This is a genomic window from Amphritea opalescens, assembly GCF_003957515.1.
Taxonomy (GTDB): Bacteria; Pseudomonadota; Gammaproteobacteria; order Pseudomonadales; family Balneatricaceae; genus Amphritea; species Amphritea opalescens.
Genome location: NZ_RQXW01000002.1, coordinates 336,444 through 349,693, shown reverse-complemented (window position 1 = coordinate 349,693; position 13,250 = coordinate 336,444). Strand labels below are relative to the sequence as shown.

General features: G+C 43.9%; 13 protein-coding genes. 6 read left to right on the top strand and 7 right to left on the bottom strand.

All coding sequences use genetic code 11. From position 1 onward, the window contains the following. Window positions 1-2 precede the first annotated feature (2 nt). The 4 genes from drmB to EH243_RS03785 all read right to left on the bottom strand — a co-directional run bounded on the left by drmB (window position 3) and on the right by EH243_RS03785 (window position 6,259). On the bottom strand, window positions 3-1,799 hold the full coding sequence (gene drmB, locus EH243_RS03800; protein WP_206441493.1) for a DUF1998 domain-containing protein: 1,797 nt from the start codon (window positions 1,797-1,799) through the stop codon (window positions 3-5). Further along, complete coding sequence (locus EH243_RS03795) at window positions 1,796-4,942, bottom strand: helicase-related protein (RefSeq protein WP_126157302.1); 3,147 nt, start codon at window positions 4,940-4,942, stop codon at window positions 1,796-1,798. The genes drmB and EH243_RS03795 overlap by 4 nt, the downstream gene beginning before the upstream one ends. Window positions 4,943-5,384: 442 nt before the next feature. Further along, a complete protein-coding gene (locus EH243_RS03790) occupies window positions 5,385-5,621 on the bottom strand; it encodes a hypothetical protein (RefSeq protein WP_126157301.1) in 237 nt (78 codons plus the stop codon). Window positions 5,622-6,019: 398 nt separating this feature from the next. Then, the gene (locus EH243_RS03785; RefSeq protein WP_126157300.1) at window positions 6,020-6,259 is read right to left on the bottom strand and encodes a helix-turn-helix domain-containing protein; all 240 of its coding nucleotides are present in this window, start codon (window positions 6,257-6,259) and stop codon (window positions 6,020-6,022) included. A 75-nt stretch (window positions 6,260-6,334) separates the two neighbouring features. Here EH243_RS03785 and EH243_RS03780 point away from each other — a divergent pair, with 75 nt between their 5' ends. After that, window positions 6,335-6,769 (top strand): DUF6957 family protein, encoded by a 435-nt coding sequence (locus EH243_RS03780; protein ID WP_126157299.1) that lies wholly within the window; start codon window positions 6,335-6,337, stop codon window positions 6,767-6,769. A gap of 113 nt (window positions 6,770-6,882) precedes the next feature. Here EH243_RS03780 and EH243_RS03775 read toward each other — a convergent pair whose 3' ends face one another. From EH243_RS03775 to EH243_RS03765, 3 genes are all read right to left on the bottom strand, one after another. Further along, entirely contained in the window at window positions 6,883-7,233 is a 351-nt protein-coding gene (locus EH243_RS03775; RefSeq protein WP_126157298.1) for a hypothetical protein, read from the bottom strand. Between the two features lie 237 nt (window positions 7,234-7,470). After that, window positions 7,471-7,845: a hypothetical protein gene (locus EH243_RS03770; RefSeq protein WP_126157297.1), complete on the bottom strand. Its 375-nt coding sequence runs from the start codon at window positions 7,843-7,845 to the stop codon at window positions 7,471-7,473. 810 nt (window positions 7,846-8,655) lie between these two features. Next, window positions 8,656-9,375, bottom strand: coding sequence for a hypothetical protein (locus tag EH243_RS03765; protein WP_126157296.1), 720 nt, complete (start codon window positions 9,373-9,375; stop codon window positions 8,656-8,658). A gap of 86 nt (window positions 9,376-9,461) precedes the next feature. On the opposite strand from EH243_RS03765, the gene EH243_RS03760 reads away from it, so the two are divergent. The 5 genes from EH243_RS03760 to EH243_RS03740 all read left to right on the top strand — a co-directional run bounded on the left by EH243_RS03760 (window position 9,462) and on the right by EH243_RS03740 (window position 13,218). Further along, the gene (locus EH243_RS03760; protein WP_126157295.1) at window positions 9,462-9,701 is read left to right on the top strand and encodes a helix-turn-helix domain-containing protein; all 240 of its coding nucleotides are present in this window, start codon (window positions 9,462-9,464) and stop codon (window positions 9,699-9,701) included. A 180-nt stretch (window positions 9,702-9,881) separates the two neighbouring features. Beyond that, complete coding sequence (locus EH243_RS03755) at window positions 9,882-10,805, top strand: site-specific integrase (RefSeq protein WP_126157294.1); 924 nt, start codon at window positions 9,882-9,884, stop codon at window positions 10,803-10,805. 322 nt (window positions 10,806-11,127) lie between these two features. Next, window positions 11,128-11,757 carry a hypothetical protein gene (locus EH243_RS03750; RefSeq protein WP_126157293.1) on the top strand — a complete coding sequence of 210 codons (630 nt, stop codon included), beginning with the start codon at window positions 11,128-11,130 and terminating at the stop codon, window positions 11,755-11,757. Window positions 11,758-11,760: 3 nt separating this feature from the next. After that, complete coding sequence (locus EH243_RS03745) at window positions 11,761-12,012, top strand: hypothetical protein (RefSeq protein WP_126157292.1); 252 nt, start codon at window positions 11,761-11,763, stop codon at window positions 12,010-12,012. A gap of 9 nt (window positions 12,013-12,021) precedes the next feature. Next, window positions 12,022-13,218, top strand: coding sequence for a hypothetical protein (locus EH243_RS03740; protein WP_126157291.1), 1,197 nt, complete (start codon window positions 12,022-12,024; stop codon window positions 13,216-13,218). The last annotated feature ends 32 nt before the right edge of the window (window positions 13,219-13,250 follow it).

Here is a 13,250-nt window from a genome sequence, read left to right as displayed (position 1 = left end):
GCTTACTTACTCCCTTTGATTGCTGCCAGTACAGTCGTAAAAAAACCATCACCCGATTCATCGCCCAGCAAAAGTTTTCTATCAAGCAACAGGTTATTCATGGTGCAACTGGTTTCTGAAACCAATGTACAGCTATGGCAGGCAGCTTTATTAAGCCCCATCACACCTTGGGTTTCCATTTCACTGCACACAGGATCATTTGAACACCAACTGGCGGTATCGATAGCGGCGGCAATTGTAGGCAATAACCTTTCAGGTTCACCCTGCTGTACTAGGCCGCCAAGGCTACCCTCTGAATCCGAGTCAGCGGTGTAGATCAAAACCCCTGCCTGACCATGGGCGGCATAAATTCTCTCGCGAATAGAGCCACTGGAGTAACCACACTCAAAACTGAGCTGTCGAATAAGAAGGTGGGCAAATGTATGTAATGCAACTAGGCGAGCATTAGGTTCTGGTAAATATGCGATGTCACCTTCTTCAAAACGAGATAATAGTGGCGCGACCCTAGAATCAATAAACGTAGCAGTCGTTCTCTCCCATTTTTCTAACGCCTCTTCTGAAAGCTGAATAAATATTCCCTCACCAAAGACTTCAATAGCTGGCAGCCACTTAATATCTTCATGCTTGCCAGCAGGGGGGACTTTATTCACTCCGGTTTTAACTCGCTCAAAACCACAAAAAGCGCGAACCTCTCTGAGCTTATCTAGCAGAACAATGCGCTCAACTAAATCAGCTATACCCCACCGATCGGCTGCCTCTAATCGGGTGGTTAATCTGGCAGAGAAACTCTGGCTGCCGTGCTTATCTACATCTGGGGATACCAAGACCTCCCACTCTGCTAATTGAAGCTCTTCAGTGGTAGGCAGATCACCATTAAACTCTTCTTCGTCTTCATCATTTTCAATACAGGAAAAAACTTCTTCGACTGTACATCCATTATTATCAGCGATCATTTCTGCCACACCTTTAGCAGCTGCCTCGTTGTCCCTTTCAACTAAGAGATTACGAAAGGTGGGAAAAGAAGGGTCTGACTGTACTGCCTTAAATAACTCTGACTCGCCCTCTAATGCCGCGGCTACAGGAATATCCAAGGCAGAACGAACAATAGGGTAATAAAGGTTGCTAGCTCCCCGCTGCAACACAACCGGATCTTGGTCACACTCTCCCCAAGACTCCCAAGGCTGACTTCCTTTGCAGCTAACCCCAGCCGACTTCATAGCACCCGGTGAAGTGATGTCACCTAGATCTCGCTTTCCTGGACAGGCCTTACACTCAACAAATAATGCATCCAAACCACTACCCAACTCAGGCTTTGATTTGAAGTACAAGTTCTTATCATAATCTTTTGTATCACATGTGCCTCCGCGAGAATGCGCCCACCAGCCCCAAGGTACATCTTCTGCGTGCCCTTGCTCACAGGCCATGACGAAACGCATGGGAACAAGAGCACGTTGTTTACAGGTAGGCCGGGGACATACCGGCTTATCATTATCGTTCTCATCCTGGCTGGTCCACCGATTCATACGGCGACAGCTCGGACAAAACATCCAACGAGGAAAACGAATAGACTCTACAGCTTTATTGGCTTTACTCCGGCTAAACTCTGGAGCTGTCGGCGGTGCTTTTAATGATTTTACGCCTAACTCTCTAGCCAACCTGTCTAGTGAAATATTTTCAAGGTACCTAGGCCACCCTTTCAGGTCAGTTAACATCAATGACTCATCACCGATATCAACAATTGCACCCGTTCCATAAGGTGAAATCAACTGTGAACTTCTAACTGAACGATCATCACTCACTGTGCTTCACCTCTTACTTTAATCTGTGTTTCAGTATCAACGTTGCGCATGGAGTTCAGTGTTTTCCAAAAACCTTTTTTCTTGGCCCCGCCATCAAACGATTTGATTAACGGATTAAACTGATGGCCTGACTGAGCCGACTCGTATCGGTTAATTTCTTTATTGAGGGCATAACCATGCCACTCATCAATAATTTCATCGAGGTGGACGAGAATTTTCTCAACTTCTTTCGCATCCATGTCCGAGGTTGAGTCAGTAATTCTCTCTTTAAACGTAACATATAGACTTTTGAAATCCGGATCATTTTTATTAAACTCCCCTGCACTGTCATTAGGCATTAAATGACCACTAAGTCGAACCAGAATAATTAATGCTGCATGCAGGGCGCGTGCTCTTGCTGGTGGTGCCCAAGGTGTAATACTGGTTGGTTCAACATAACGATACAAAGACTGATGATAGGTACTGAAGGTTTCATAGTGCGACCTATCCCTTGGTTTAGAGGGCGAAAATAACGTCAGAACGATTGCAGGCGGGTTATCCTTCTTACGCCCCACTCGACTCGACGCTTGGATATATTCAGCAGTCGTCTTCGGTTGACCGTTAACCAACATCACGCCCAAGCGGCCAATATCCACGCCTACAGAAATCATATTGGTACAAGGCAGTATATCGACCACGCCACTCTCGCCAGCCTTAAGCTTCAATTTTTGCAGCACCTCAGGGATGCGAGGCCCTTTAACATTTGCAGAGAGTTCTTCTACCTCTTCACACTTGCGGGCCTTACTCTTATCGGACGCAATAACTTCTATACGTGATGGAATATCATCTCGTGCCAGCGTCATGGTTTTACCCAACTCTCGTCGGCTATTGTGGTAAATAGGTAAAGTCCACCAGGTATCAAGACAGCCTCCCACCTGCCCCGTTTCTACCGGCGATTGCAATAAAGCGGCTGCCGTTTGCACTAAAGCCGTTTGCCCCGTATGCCCTGAAGGCATCACTCCAACGTACAAACGCCCAGGAGCATCGGTATTTTCACGCGAGTAAAATGAATCGGCCTCGTCTAACCCTGGAGGCGGAAAGATTTGCATATCTCGACCAAACAATCTTCTACTTTGCTGCTGCGCTGCTCTTATAGTCGCAGTAGCTGCAATCACTTTAGCCCTACCACCAAGCTTTTTAATTAACGCATCAATGCCGGCCTCATAAATGCCGGCAATAGTCCCTAGCGGGCCAGAAATTAGATGAAGTTCATCTTGAATGATTAAGCTAGGTGGATTGTATTTGCCATTGAAGCCAAAGAACGCTTGAGTATCATCTCGCCATGCCATCCGAGCAAACTTATCGATAGTACCAATAAGCATACTTGGTGGATTTTGATAAAGCGCTTCATCAACTACTTGAATAGGTAGGTGATGATGAAAGGCACAACTGTCCGTTGTGCAGTAAAAATCAAAACTATTTTCACTGGCACGAACACCATAATCTAAGTGATCACGAGAACGGCTCCTTGGCGTAATACTTGTCCCACACCATGGACAGTGCTTTAACTGGAAAGGGTTTTCCGGTTCCTCTTCCTCTTTCATGAAGTTAAAGAGTTCTAGAGCTGCCGGCTTGTCGGTATTACCTGAAGTAAAACGGTTTGGAGCGCTCGCCTGACCAACCCAGAGCCCGAGGGAGAAAGGCGTTTTGCCCAATAACTGTTCATTTTCTTGGCGAATCAGCTCCAGTGCACAGATCATGGTACCGGCACGCTGGAATTGCTGAGAGGTCAGCAGGCGTAACGTATACCGCTTAATAACCGTGGTGCCGGCCCCCTTGAGCTCGTCTTCAAGGCGGCGATATATCAGTTCCCATGCCGCCAACGAAAGGTAGGCCTCTGTTTTCCCACCACCGGTGGGGAACCATAGTAAATCTACCAAATCTCGCGAATCTGAATAATCACCAGTATCTGTATAAACCAACGATTCGATCACTAGCAACTGAAAAGCTAACTGGAAGGGATACCACCTTAAACTTTCATACTTACTTGAAAAATAATCAGGTGTGGCATAAACCTGCTCATTTCTTGCTGTGACCTTTCCGCTGTAGTCATCACCGCTATGAACCATTTGCATTAGCATGGCACGACTTGCAAGATGAAAAGACTTCAGTGCGTTGCTATCCGACTCGAGAGCTATTATGCCTTTTAGCATTCGAGCCTCAGCCTCATCTAGTCGACTGATGACCCTTTCTTTGGTTTCTCCGAACTGCTCAGGCACCACCTCATCGCGCTGACCATCGATCCACTGATGGTAAGCACTTACGAATTTTTTAAGGCCACTAATCAACTCATTCTTGGGGGTTTTTTCATCAGCCAACCACTGGAGACGAAGGACCTCATCCGGGACTCCCCCATACTGATTGAAGTCGATAGTAGTACTAAAACCATACACTTCGGTTTCCGGCATTGAAGCACTACTTAACCATGTTGGCGTAGTACTAGCCTTGTCCCATATACAAGCGCAACCATGCCCGCCCCCCCAATTAACACGCTTGCGATAGAGAAGCGCCAGTTCCTGCTGCTCTTCATCAAAACGAAAGCGATCAGCCGTGGGATACTCAGTAAAATTTCCAGCCGTGGTACTACATTCTATCTTTGTCTGGAAGAGGCATTTTGATGTATCCAGTACTTTGCCGCACGTCATGTCATTAGACAGGGCAACGGTAAGAATCCAACCATCCTGCCACGGACGTTTGACTATATTCAAACGCGCCTTACCGCCTAGTATTTTTTGTACTTTGGTATCGTCATTAGCGACATTAAACGTAACTATTTCACTATGCGCGCTGCGCGGCCATACCTCGCCTTTCTTCTCATAAGTACCAGCAGATAAAGCAATACTAATTTCAGAGGTGCCAGAAACAGCAAACGATAAAGCCATTGCCGAAGGCTTAAATTCCGACGACAGTGAAACGCTATTATCGACCTCATCTGGCGTATCATCATCGACATCATCCTCAACAGCACCCAACGGAAACAATATTCCCATCAGATAACGTTTATGAGGCTTTTCGCTGAGCACTTCATCATCCCCCGCAAAGGGCCCAATCAATTGATTGCTGATGTAGTCCGTTATTGATTTTCTTTCATCGACGCTAGACATTTGCCTATACCTTCCTTGACTTGTTGGGCGCTCCACCGCGGTACCTGCATGAACCTAAGCTATCATAATTTGTTTCGCCACTACAATGCGACTAAGCGCCGGATTTATAGAATCAATAGTTCCTCATCGATACGCCTTAATTCTTCTCGATCAATTTACTCACGGACCACTGCCGCTCGGGATTTTTTGGGAGCATCTAACCAGCGGTAACCGTTTAACGCTCAGCTTCAATTTCAGCAATACACATCGAGCCCCCTATAGGCCTCTTACTGCAATCCGATCGTCAACAGACCTTTGTACTTTTGGCTGTGTCATTATCTCAGTACAGGACGAACCTACTCATCGAGCTAAAGGTTAGCCAATTAATACCTTTTCTAATTGATACCAAAAAGCGAAAAGATAATAAGGTAAATTCTAGTGAATAAAAATTAGCGAAGCCAGGCTACCGCCCATCAGCCGAGAAGCTCACCACATTGCTATTGCCGTCAACAACGACAAAATTTTTGCCACCAACAGGCATACTTGCACCCAACCGCTCTAACCATACTTGCCATGGCAAGTATGGGGGTGTTCGGCGGGTACCGACGACGGAATCCCCCGGAGCGACGAAGGAGCGGAGAGGGGTGAGAACCCCCTGCCCTGAATGGAAATAGCGCTGAAGAGGGTCAAGCTGGAACACAAAAAATCACGCTGTTTGTGATTTTTGAGTAGAGCTTGACGCTCGGAATCGCTATTGGAAGAAAGGGCGCAGCTCATAGAGCTGCTGGTTGGGTGCAACAAACGATTGAAGACAACAAGCTGACCAATACTAACCATCGCCTAACAATCGATATGACAACAGCTATTCAGGCTAGCACGATGGGTAAGCTTAGCAGAGAGCGGGTAGAGCTACCTATTTGATGTTATTGATTACAACGAGATGCTACACGCGCTTATCATGCATCAAGCAGCCTAAGAGCAGCACGCACTATGGCTATTAAAATCTCCTGCATCTCGCGCCTTCAATACCGCTGAAGCAACCCGATCAATAATGATCATTCAATTAAAATTAAAACTAGGGCTAAAAACCTATCAGGCCTAACTTTTTTGTAAGTACTTTTTGATACCTTCGCTCGGGTCTATCTTTAGTACGTCGCAATACTGAACATACTCATAGACATCTAGCTTTCGTTCAAGCGTCTCTACCTTCTGTATAAAGCTATGCGGCTCGCCTAACAGCTGTGCCATGGCTCTCATGCTCAGTCCTTGGTCCTGACGAGCACTTTTCAGCCAAGTGACTAATTCGAAATAACGCTTACTTGAAATTGTTTTGTTCATTGTATCGATTATGGGTACAATCCTCTTTGTACCCAATTCAGGTACAGCCTGAGCCTGAAATATTTCGGAGATAAGATGAAGACAACCAAAGAAGCGCTTGAAGATATGAAACACATCATAGATATACTGGAAGACAAAGGAGAACCCTTTGATTCTGGTTGCCCTGAAGACGAGTCCTTCACTATGATTGAAAGGGCGCGACGTAAGAGCCCGGAAAAGCCTATACGTATCGTTAGTAACTGGATCTGGTGGCAGATTGAATATCCGTTAGCGGACTTGAGTCGTTTAGCTGAACAGCACCTACAACCGGTAAAAATCAGAGCAGATCAAGTACTGCTAGATGAAACCAATACATATGAAGGTGAACAGACCCTTATCTCAACCCATTTAGTCGACATTCGTTATGACTGCGTATTTGAGAGCGAAGACATTACTTACATTTTATGTGGCCCTGGGACGCGCAAAAGCGTCACCCCAGAACAACTAGCATTCTTTATTGGTCTCCCCTAGGCAACGAATGCCCCCTGATTAAACCAAAAAATCCATCTAATTAATTTTAAAAAACATAAGACATTGAAAATTAAGCACTACGTTGTAAACCTAGATACAAAAGCAAAACAGGCCTAATTGAAGTAGTGCTCATTTCGGTCTTCTCTAGTCATTTCCTGCGTTTTCAAAATTTCTTCTTCACATTTTTCCTGATCAACCAGTAGTAGGTCTGGATGCTTTGTCATTATTGAACTAGCAGTAACTTTTAATTTAATACAAGTAATTTCATTAGCTTTGAATGTAAAGTCTTCAGTGGAAAAGAACCAGTTAGTCGTTAGTGGATAGATACCGGGAGGAAGGATTTCTTTATAATAACTATTATTATAAAGTCTCGATTTATTTATTATTTCATTACTAACTGCACCAGTTTTTTCATCTACTACCTCATCAACCTGCATAACATTAAAAGTCTTTCCACCAAGCATGAACTTATCTGGCCTCACACCTTTTGGTTCAAGCCTGTCGCATCTTAGGCTTGTCAGGAATGACGACACTTATAAGAGATTAACATCTGTTTGTTTTGGTTCTCAATGTCGCCAAAACTGAGTTGGTGTTCTATGGATAGTCCTGTCAGAGCGTTATACCGAGGTGACAGGACTTGTTCGCAACTACCCTAAATAAAGGCCGGGCGATGAATCATAGACATTCAACAGAATACAGAATCACTCCTCATCCCATTCATCTGAATCATCATCGTATTCACGATCTCTTCGAGACATATTGTCGAGCTCCCAAGCAATTTCTCTTATTGAGCTTGAAACCATAATCCCATTATAATTTTCGAGATCAATGTAAATGTAAGGGACCTTTAAGCAGACTTCAGATTCAGGAAGCTCATGATATATTATTCCGGTACCATCCCAGCTAGAAATATACTCTATGGATTTACCCATAACGCTTATTTCATTCTTTCTCGTATCAAAAGTAAAGTTAATTATACCATCTGACACCGTTTCGATGAACACTCCATACAGATGCTCTCGGTGAATTAAACCCCAATCTTTTATATAAAATTTATACTGAAACTTCATTTTCATTATTACATTCCTTTGCAACATAGTTTAATATTATTCTTACCTGATGATTAAAATAAATTCAACCAACAAGCCAGATAACTCTCCAATTAATTTTGGAGATATTATAATATTATAAAGAAACATTTAAAAAAATAAAGCCCCTTATATTTAAAAACATTTTTTAACCAAACAATCTTTACATTAAAACCACTAAAATGACTACCTGCTCTTTTCTTTTATCTTAAAAACAAAGAAAAAAACATAAAAACTAACGTTTACATACCTACCCCTAGAATTATCAAGAAGATTATCAACCTATAAGTTATCCTGATTTATTTAATAGTTTTCAACTTTTACTATTCAAAAACACTTCATTATTTCTACAACATTGAAATTAATGCTCACCATTTCCCTTTATGGGAATGAGTGTAAAATAATCATGCTTGACGACAAAATTACGGAGTGATTTTTGAGTAGAGTTTGGAGCAGCCATTGGAATGATGGGGGCAGCTCAAAGAGCTGCTGGTTGAGTTCAACAAGCGATTGAAAGCAACGAGATCATTGAAAACAACAAGCGTTATATGTGATCGACTAGCAAAAATTTTCGCTGCGAATAGCGCTCGCCCAGTAACAAGATTTGGCATTGATAATACGAAAATTCACTCATTGATCACGCTAATAACCACACCGTCATGATCAAGTGGTCTCAAATAAGAAAGCGTTAACCTAAGCTTCTTACAACACTTTTCCCAACTATGTGTTCATGACACTCTATCCCTATTGAACGGCATTATGCAGCCACATTTACCTAATGATTAGTGCTAGCAACTATCAGTCATCATCCTCCACAACTATACGACTCTGCAACCAATGATCGACACCCAGATAATCAATAAAGAAGCACTCAGTCAGCCGGTCAACATGTCTAATTTTACAAGTTTTATTTTTATACTGGAGCCCATACTGTTGAAAAAAGTCAGACTGCTCAACCGCAAAATCAAGCAAATCAGTAAACGTTATATAACCAACCCCATATCCTTTCATTGCTTTTAAAGCTTGCTTGATTTCAAAAATAACCTGACCTATAGACTTTGCTTGCTTAAGCAGCGACAAGGTAGTGATGGAAGGGTAATCCTCCATTAAAGCAATCCCTTTACTGCCAGCTAAAAAGCGCGTTTCATTCCAGATTGTTGCCAGAACGAGCTCTTTATACAAACCGCGTGAAAATGGCCCTTCCCCTTTGCTTAAATGCCGGTACCCTATCAATTCATTCTTTGCTTTTTTAAGGCCCCCCTGATTGGCATCAAGAGTACCCAGCAAGTTAATTTCACCTTTATACTCACCTCGCTCGCTGGGTAAGTCAGGCAAGCTAACGGCGCCAATAATATCCAAACGAGCGGCAACTATAAGCATGACACGCATCAAGTATGGTGTCGGTGTGCTACTAGCATCAAAAAAATGAAACGATGGGACGCGTAACGCCTCTCTTTTATCAAAGACATCTCTAATGGTCACTTCTGCTATCAACAAACCTACTGGATCGACATCCATAGAAACACCTCTTAATTGCTCCGATATCGGAGCAATTAAATCAGCATTTCTTGCGACAATCAAGCTCCGATAACGGAGCAATTACATTGAATATTATTGGCCCTAACGTTCGAAAGTTAAGAGAACTTCAACACCTGACCCAAGACGAGCTAGCAGCGAAATGCAATATTTGCGGCTGGGATATCAGCAGAGGGACGCTAGCAAAAATAGAGTCTAAAGTTCGCAAGGTTAGTGACTATGAAGCTCTGGCATTAGCACGAGCATTGAACGTCAACATTGACCAGCTATTTCATGACCTGTCACGTATTGCTGATCAGCAACGATGACCGCCTCAGTAAAACTGCGAGCCCCCTACTTTATTCGATGCACTAGCAATACTCTTCAAAGAACAGATGCTATAACGAATTAATTTCCATCAAAAAATACAAGGCATTGAAAATTAAGCACTATACTATTTTGTAGCGACAAGGATTGTCGTCAAAAAACTACTGACAAGGAGTGTCAATATGAATAAAAAAACAGAAATCGAATATCGAAACCTTGCTGCTTATTTTTATAAACAACACGAAATAACGCAACCTACCGCCAAGTCCATTTGTGATGCACTAAAACAATGTGCAGCTGACTACCGACCAGACTATTGGCGTCGACTACGCACGGCTCTGGCACTCGTTGCAAAAGAAAACGGTTTTTACAAAGCAGCCGATAAGATTCGAGCAACCATTAACCCCATCACTGCCGACCGCAACAAACGCAGCCAAATAAAGCCTAAGCAAAAAAGACAGAAAACCGTTAATGCCGCCGATGAAAAGCAACTTCTGGATTACTTAGTTAAGCAAAAAGAGAAGACGGTTTTTGCCGGAGTGTCACTTGTTAGTCACTTGGGTTGTCGACCCGCTGAACTCAGAAATCTTAAGTTCATGGGAAGCTGCTACATAGTTATCTCTTCCGCTAAAAAAACCGAGGATGGTACAAGAGGGCTTGATCGTATCCTTGAAATAGAAGACAGCTCTATTTTTAACAGTCTCAAAGAATGTCATGAGATGCTAATAACCGCGCCCTATGTGGATCCTGTCCGCTATGTGCAAAGACGGCTAGAGACGTTAACACAGCGACTATGGCCAAAACGGAAAGTGCATCCTTCACTATATTCATGGCGCCATCAAATGGGCGCCGATTTGAAAGCCAGTGATATGCCTCCCGAAGCAATTGCAGCAATCATGGGTCATCAATCAGTCAGTAGCGTTGAAGTGTATGGGAACTCTCGTAGCGCTCAGCATGCACGTCACTATCTGAAACCAGACCGTAAAACGGTTCAACAAGTAGAAAAACGTAACCAACATCGCCTGACGAAACATAAAAATGAGCCAATCACGCTCAATAATATAAGCCGATGGGTCAAGCAAAACTATCATGCTGCAAGGGGATAGCCACGTCTGACATAGAGCCGCATAGATAGAGATTCGCTGTTTCGAAGTTAAGTCGTGATAGACAGGCCCTCAGGGGTGCCTCTTCGATAAATAAAGTGATTCCTTCGTGCAGAACAATCTTGCGTATAGATGACGAAAAAGTTCTGCTCCTGAGCACTGTTATTTTTCGGGGGGATTACCGATGAGCCCCCCCTCTTTTTGTGCATCTTAAATTACTGAAAACTAAGATCAGGCAAAAAATTCCATTTGCCATGGAATATTGTTGACATGCGATAAGCGTCTTTATAGTATTCCACCATCAGTGGAACATAGCGAGGCTATCATGGCTACTTCAAATACAGATCTAAGAGAACAACTGGCAACGGAAATCAAAAGTGGTCTGAGAGTAATGACCTCAGCGCTCAATACATTTCTAGACACTTCGAATCGGCGCTTATTTCCAAGCGAAGAGGATATACAGGTCGATGATGAAACAAGCATTGCTTCAATCTTTGACTCGCTTTTTGATTACGCTGTTGAAGGTTACTCACGAAAAGACCACCTTCGTGAAGATGATATGCATGACGTTGCAGCCTTCATTCTAATGGCCGGACCGGCAATGAATTTCTACGACATTTCTTATCCAACTCAATGTGAGAAGGTTTACCTAACCGCCGTCGCGAGATGGAAACTAGATGCCTTTTCCAAAATTGAACAGCTCGACATGCTTGGGCATGGTGCAGACCAAATTCCGGGCTTTAATCAAGAAAATCTGACGCTTAAAGAAGTCTCATTACTGGCTAATATGAACGAAAAAAGCGTGCGAAACGCAACCCACGCCACCAAGGTAAATCGTCTACAAACCATCAAAATCGGCAACGGTACATACGTTAAGCCAGAAGACGCCCTTCTCTGGCTAGGCAAAAGAAGAGGATTTGTTCCCACAACAGTCCATAAACCATTCGAGGATTAAGCCATGCTAACCAAACATGCAGAAAAACGCTTACAGCAAAGAGCAATCCCTGAAGAAATGCTGCTCTTCATTTCACTCTACGGTGAAGAAGTCGCTCAAAAAGGCGGCAGTCACGAACACCGACTGACAAAGCGAGCTGTAAAGGCTCTTCGCAAGGACCTTAAAAAAGTACTTCAGCACTTAGATTCACTATCCAACACATATGTTATCGAAGGCACAGAAGGTAAAATCATTACTGCCGGCCACAAACACTAAGGAACTACTATGCTCCCTACGCACGGACGAATAAGTTGCCGCAAATGCTATGAATCCAATGGTTCAGACCGTTGTTCACCCCACCCCAAATGGCAAATGGTGAATGACCCCGGCCATTGGGGTAGCTCAACACCCGAATACCTTGTTCTCGGTTTTTCAAAAGGAGCGACACAGGCCGAAACATTCCGTACAGGTAGCCATGAAGAAGTCGCCTTTGCCAAGATGCGTCCTCGATTAGAGAAAGAACTTAAGCTTCTAGGGGCGCTTCAGCCTCATGAATCGGTGAACGATAAGATTGAACACCCCGACAGTAATATTGCATTTGGTTCGCTGATCCGTTGCTCTCTGACGCGAGAGGATGCAAAGGCAAGCGCGAAACAAGGCAAGCAGGTGTTCGCCTCTTCCGGAAGTTTGATTGTGAAAAGCTTCAGCGAAGTACCACATGTCATCCAGAATTGTGTCGATGAGTATCTAAGCCAACTGCCATCATCCCTGAAAGTTGTTTTCTTTCTGGGTACTTCAGATGCCTATGTCCGGGAAGTGAAGCAGGTCATTCAACAGCGCTACCCTGACAGCTATCGAGACCTAAACCCAATGGCATTTCAAACCGACGGAAAAAAATGGATCTTCATCGCCCATCCCTCTCCCGCTAACGGTACATTCGGAAATTGGCTAAATACAGACGACACCAGCGGTGTAAAACGGGACCTTGCTTGTGAGGCGCTTGGAATGAAGCCTATCGTCACGCGGATAGAGCCAACAAGCACTTCAACTCCGATCAAATCGAGCAAACCTGCATCGCCTAACCAATCAGAAAAAAAGCACACCATGAAAAAACCATCTCAAGCGACCGGCTTCACCCCGGAAAAAGCTAACACCCTACTTTCAGAACATTTATCACTAATTGGTGAGACAAAGAAAATTACGGGATATATGACATCGACCGGTAAGAACATTGCTCTCCAAAAAGAGAGAGTCGATACCGTTCAAGTCTGGATTGAATATGAAGACGGCAAAGACCCACGCAATCTGGGATTTAGCGTCAGTAATCGCAGCAACCCCAACATGCCCTACGCGAAGGACCAATCACGCAGCTCAAACCTTCGCACAACGACAGCACCGAGGCTTCAACAGGGTCACTCAGTGTGGAATGTCATCGTACCCAGTGCAGCAGACTTACAACAGTTATTGGATTGGTATCAATAGCCTTAAGACTATCTGCCCCCTGAGAACATATT